General features: G+C 66.5%; 4 protein-coding genes. 3 read left to right on the top strand and 1 reads right to left on the bottom strand.

What is annotated here, in order from left to right:
- Positions 1 to 696 (bottom strand): hypothetical protein (locus tag IE312_RS18000; RefSeq protein ID WP_229900014.1); only part of this gene is annotated, 696 nt, incomplete at its 3' end.
- 345 nt (positions 697 to 1,041) lie between these two features.
- Between IE312_RS18000 and IE312_RS18005 the strand changes: the two genes are divergently transcribed.
- The 3 genes from IE312_RS18005 (at position 1,042) to IE312_RS18015 (ending at position 5,032) form a co-directional block, all read left to right on the top strand.
- Positions 1,042 to 1,740, top strand: coding sequence for a KpnI family restriction enzyme N-terminal domain-containing protein (locus IE312_RS18005; RefSeq protein WP_189982973.1), 699 nt, complete (start codon positions 1,042 to 1,044; stop codon positions 1,738 to 1,740).
- Between the two features lie 128 nt (positions 1,741 to 1,868).
- Positions 1,869 to 3,230 (top strand): ParB N-terminal domain-containing protein, encoded by a 1,362-nt coding sequence (locus tag IE312_RS18010; protein WP_229900016.1) that lies wholly within the window; start codon positions 1,869 to 1,871, stop codon positions 3,228 to 3,230.
- Positions 3,231 to 3,451: 221 nt separating this feature from the next.
- Complete coding sequence (locus tag IE312_RS18015) at positions 3,452 to 5,032, top strand: DEAD/DEAH box helicase (RefSeq protein WP_370467569.1); 1,581 nt, start codon at positions 3,452 to 3,454, stop codon at positions 5,030 to 5,032.
- Positions 5,033 to 5,261 lie beyond the last annotated feature (229 nt).

Genomic DNA, 5,261 nt, shown 5'->3' on the forward strand with positions numbered 1-5,261 from the left:
ACGGGGGACCGGCAGCTGAGTTCTGGCACTCTGTGCCGCCGCCAGACGTTCCTGCAGGCCGGCTTCGATGGCTGCCTTCTCAGCCAGCTTGGTCTCCAGCACGGCCACCGTGGCTCTTAGCTCGGCCACCGAAGCCTTCAGATCGGCCACCGCCGTCCGCAGTCTTGCCTCTTCCCTCCTCGCCGACCGCAGCCGGGCGGCGAGCTGTTTCCGCTGCCGCCGACGGGCTTCCTCCCGGTGCTGGTGCGCCGCGCACGCCGTGCACGGGGCGTTCAGCTGCCGGACGAGCGAATCGAGCCGTCCGCCCATCTCCTGGCAGTGCTCACAGCCTCGCTGCTCCCCCAGGGCGCCGGTCCGGAGTCCCAGGAGCGCATCGAGGCTGATACCGGCCTCCTGGCCGCTGGCGGCCGCGTCAGCGCTGGCTTCTTTGTGCAGCCGCTCAAGGAAGTCCTCGGGAGGAATCCTGGTGTCATACAGATAGCGCGACAGTTCATCGGCTTCGCATCCAAGCCGTCTTGCCGCCTCTGCCTGCTTGAGATGCCTTCCTGTTTCATCTGAACCGTCCGGCCGTAGCAGGCAGCACAAGTCCCGGAGTGCCAGGCCGAGTCGGCGTTTGCCAGGACGTACGCCCTCCTTGAACCCCTTGGCGGGGTCCAGCCAGCCGCCCCTTACCGGACTGCGTCCAGCTGTTGACATGTAACTTCCCCTCCCCGCAGCGCCCGGGAGCGGCCAGCACCACCGCCCCAAACCCTGCCTGCGACCGGGCAATTGTGCCCCCATCTTGCCCCTTCTGCACCAGGCTTTCGTGCCACTTTTCTGCGGGCTGGACTTGCTCCTGACGAGCAAGTCCAGCCCGCAGAGAATGCTTAGCCCGCGCAAGTCGGAAAGGGGCTGGACTTCGCAGCTGGTGTGGTGTCAGCTGGAGAAAGCCGTCGAGGGGCGGGGGAACTCGGAGACCATGTGCCGTGCGTTGTCAGTCGCAGCTGCGCCACTCTCCGAAAAAAGCGTGTCATTGGCGCGAGTTCACGGAGGCGTTAGTTAATGGAAGCAATTCCGTCCTACCAGGACAAGAAGTTCGGAAGCATGGTCCGGGCGGCGCTGTGGCTGGTCACCGTCGTGGGGGAGGGCAACATCTTCACCAAGGCGCAGCTGCGTGAGACGTTCCCGGACGTCGCGCAGATCGACCGCAGGCTGCGGGACCTGCGTGACCACGGCTGGCGCATCGACACCAACCGCGAGGACCCCTCCCTGCTCCAGCAGGAGCAGCGGTTCGTGACCAGGGGCGAGGATGTCTGGATCCCCGGCAGGTCGAAGGCGCCGAAGCACAAGGCCAGCCTGACCGCCGCCCAGCGCGCGAAGGTCCTCCAGAACGACAACCACCTGTGCCGGTCGTGTGGCATCGGTGCCGGCGAAGCGTACGAGGACGGCGGCATCGATCTCGCCAAGCTCAACGTGTCCCGGCGTAGGGTGCTCCAGCCGGACGGAAACGCCGCCTACCAGCTCGTGACCGAGTGCAAGAAGTGCGGGACCGGTGGCGGGGCGGACCGTGAGGTCGACCTCAGGGCGTTGCTCGACCTCGTGGAGAACCTGTCCTCGGTGGAGCGTCGTCTCTTCGCTAAGTGGATCGACGCCGACCAGCGCACTTTCAGCCCGATCGAGAAGATCTGGGGCATCTACCGGACGCTGCCCCAGGACTCGCGCGTCGCCGTGGCGCAGGCCATCGGTGACCTGGCCGACTGAACCAGGACCGGCGAAGCAAGCTGACAGGACCGGCAACAGAAGGGACGGGGAAGGACATGGTGCGGGAGTTTCCGCCGCCGCCGCGCGCGGAGACGGTCAGCGAGCTCATCAGGAAGAGGCTTGAGGAGGTGAGGAATGCCGGAGGCACCCGGGAGACCGTTACGGTCGACTGGAACGGACAACAGATTCATGTCGATGTGATCGACCTGCCGTTGAACGACCTCTACCTCAACCCGGGTACGCACCGGATCCGTGCCCAGCGCAGCCACCGGCCGGACCAGGACCGGAACCTGGACAAGGATCCCTTCGGGGAGGCCGGCCAGGACTACCTGCGCAGCCTGCTCCAGGCCAAGCCTTCTGATCCGGATCTGCGGGATCCCGACTTCGACAAGCTGAAGGAGGATCTGGACAAGTTCGGCCAGAACGAGCCTGGGCTGGTCACCCACCACGGTGTCCTGGTGAACGGCAACACGCGTGCCGTCGCCCTGCGTGAACTGGGCAAGCAGTCGATGAGGGTAGGCGTACTCCCGTCGTCGTTCACCCAGGCCGACATCGACGCCGTGGAACTGGCCCTCCAGCTCCGCCAGGACCAGCGGCGTGACTACTCGTACATCAACCGGCTGATCGCCATGGAAGAGCAGGCGGCGATGGGCCGGACGCCCGAGCAGATCGCCAAGGAGTTCCGGGTCCGGACGGCGACGTACCACCAGGAGCGGTGGATTCTCAGCACGATCAAGGAGCTGAACGACCGCAGCGCGAGCGGCGGGGGCGTCGCGCTGAGGCTCGTCGACTGGGAAGGGGCCCAGGAGCGTCTCAAGGAACTTCAGCGCCTGCACGCGAAGTTGGGGACCCTGGATCCGGACCAGGCTGAAATCGTGAAGGAACGGCGCCTGGCCGCCATCCTGCTGAACTTCTCGAAGACGGACTTGCGTCACATCGATGAGACGTTCCTGAAGGAGAGGTATCTGGAGCAGGTGCTCCCGCCGGAGCTGGCTGACAGCGGGACCGTTGCCCAGCCCGAGTCGGTGTCCATCCCCGGGCTCGACCTGGAGGTGCCGGCGACCACGTCGGCCGTGTCGGCGGCCCGTGCGCTGAACGACCGTATCCTCCGAGCCGCGGCAACGGTCCGGGATGCGTCGGGAGGGCTGCCCGACAGTGAGAAGGCTTCCGCTCAGGCGCTGCTCGACCAGGCGAAGGATGCGTTCGACCGGGCGATCGAGAACGCCGGCCGTGACGCCCGGCTCCGCAAGCGCAAGCAGCTCGCGCCGGCCCGGCTCGCGGACGCGTGTGTCAACATCGACCAGTGCGTCATCGAGCTCGTCCAGGCGCGCACTTCGAACAGCCTCGACGAGGAGGCCTTCGACGAGGCCGTGCTCAAGCTCCGGGGCAGTCTGCGCAAGCTCGCCCAGCAGGCCGGGCGGGGCATCCCGAACCCCGGTGACGGTGTCTCCTGGCTCCTCGCAGCTGCCACCGTGGAGGGCACCCAGTGACGGAAACGTCCCTGCACCTCGGGTTCGACGACTCGCGTACCCGTGTGGTCCTGCGTACCACTGAGCAGCACCGGCAGGACCTCGTCCAGCTGGCCGGCCGGTTCCGTACCGGCGGCCAGCTGGGCCCGCTCTCCGCATCGGTGGCGCTGGACGAGCTCCTGGTGAACCTGCCGGTTCTCAGCAGCTGGCCTGACCCGGCCGGCGTGGAGTGGGCCCCGGAGCTGAGGAATCTCGTCTCTGGGGTGGTCAAGGACTCCAGACTGGTCGAGGAGCGGCTGGCCGGCTCCGCGGCGCCGCCAGAGGTCGCTGCCGATGACGTGCTGAGCATGTTGGGAGACACCTGGAAAGAGGACCTCAACGCCTTCCAGCGCCGGGACGTCGCCAAGCTGCTCTCGCTCGGGCACGGTGCGAACTTCAGTGTGCCCGGTGCCGGCAAGACCCGTGTGGCGCTCGCGGTGTACGCCGCTCAGCGGGCCAAGGGCGCCGCCAGCCGGCTGTTGGTCGTCTGCCCGAAATCGGCTTACGAATCCTGGCGCTACGAGACCGCCGTCTGCTTCAACTACCCGCTGCGCACGCATGTGCTCGACGGCTCTCTGGACGAGTGGGCCGAGGTGCTCATCGTCAACTACGAACGGCTGGACCGCTCGCTGCCACTCCTGGCGAACTGGCTCAAGGCCGCTCCCTCGATGATCATTCTCGATGAGGCTCACCGCATGAAGCTGGGCGCGCGAGGTACATATGGTGCCGCGTGCATGGCGCTGGGGCCGCTCGCCGAACGACGTCTCATCCTGACCGGGACGCCCGCTCCGAACGGGGCCAGGGACCTGGAGAACCTGATGGGCTTCGTCTGGCCGGGCCACGGCCAGCGGGCAGTCACCCGAGCGGTTTCGGGCGGGGACCTCGCCTACGCGAGCACGGTGCTGCGGCCGCTCTTCACCCGGACGACTAAGCAGGAACTCGGCCTGCCGCCCATGACCCTGCGGATGCGCTACGTCGACATGCCGGCACTGCACGCCGAAATCTACAGCTCCCTAGTGGGCGGTATGTCCAAAGGCACCGCACGTGACGACCTCAGCGCGCTCGGCAAGACCGCGCTGCGTCTGCTGATGGCAGCGACCAGCCCGGCCCTGCTGCTGGAAGGCGCCACCAAGCACGAGCCGCTCGCCTATCAGTTGCCACCGATGGAGATCCCGGCCGACAGCTCCCTGTATTCGCTGATGCAAAATCTGCCGGACTACGAGCTGTCCCCCAAGTACAAGGAAGCGCTGGCGATCATCGCCGAGAACGCCGCGCAGGGCCGCAAAACCCTGGTGTGGACGACCTTCGTGCGCAGCTTGACCACTCTGGCCCAGATGCTTCAGAAGTACAGCCCGGCTGTCGTGCACGGAGGCACGCCCGACCGGGAGGAGCAGCTGCGCCGCTTCCGTGAGGATCCCAGCTGCATGGTGCTGATCTCCAACCCGGCGACCCTGGGAGAGGGAATCAGCCTCCACCACGTGTGCCACGACGCGGTGTACGTGGACCGGGACTTCATGGCCGGCCGTTACCTGCAGAGCCTAGACCGGATCCACCGCCTCGGCCTTGCTCCCGGAACGGAAACGAGGGTGACCGTGATCGCGGCACGCGGCACGATCGACGAAGTCGTCGAGGTGCGGCTGGACCAGAAGCTCGAATTCATGGGCAAGATCCTCGATGACCCTACGGTTCAGCAACTGGCTGACTTGGAGGAAGAGCCTTCCGTAGCGGCTGGACTGGCGTCCGTCGACATCGAGGCGCTGCTCCGGCACATCGGTGGCGCTTGAGGAGGAACGGGCCTGCCCCGCGCCGTGCCGCCAGGTTCACCGGCACGGCACGAGGCTTCCGAGCGCCCGTCAGCGCGGGAAGATCTTTTGTTCCATGATCGAGCCGGCTTCAATGCCGCTCGTGACCCTACCTATTCCTGGACTTTCCAGTTCAACCGAAGACGCAGAGATTGGGGCGGTTAAGGCCGCTCTGTACGCAATGGATCCAGATGGTCAGCGTATGGCCTCT

This window comes from Streptomyces capoamus (assembly GCF_014654935.1).
In the GTDB taxonomy this organism is placed as follows: domain Bacteria; phylum Actinomycetota; class Actinomycetes; order Streptomycetales; family Streptomycetaceae; genus Streptomyces; species Streptomyces capoamus.

Bases quoted from the DNA above. Each gene is read 5' to 3' on its own strand.
- IE312_RS18005 (WP_189982973.1), top strand. From the start codon at position 1,042: ATGGAAGCAATTCCGTCCTACCAGGACAAGAAGTTCGGAAGCATGGTC.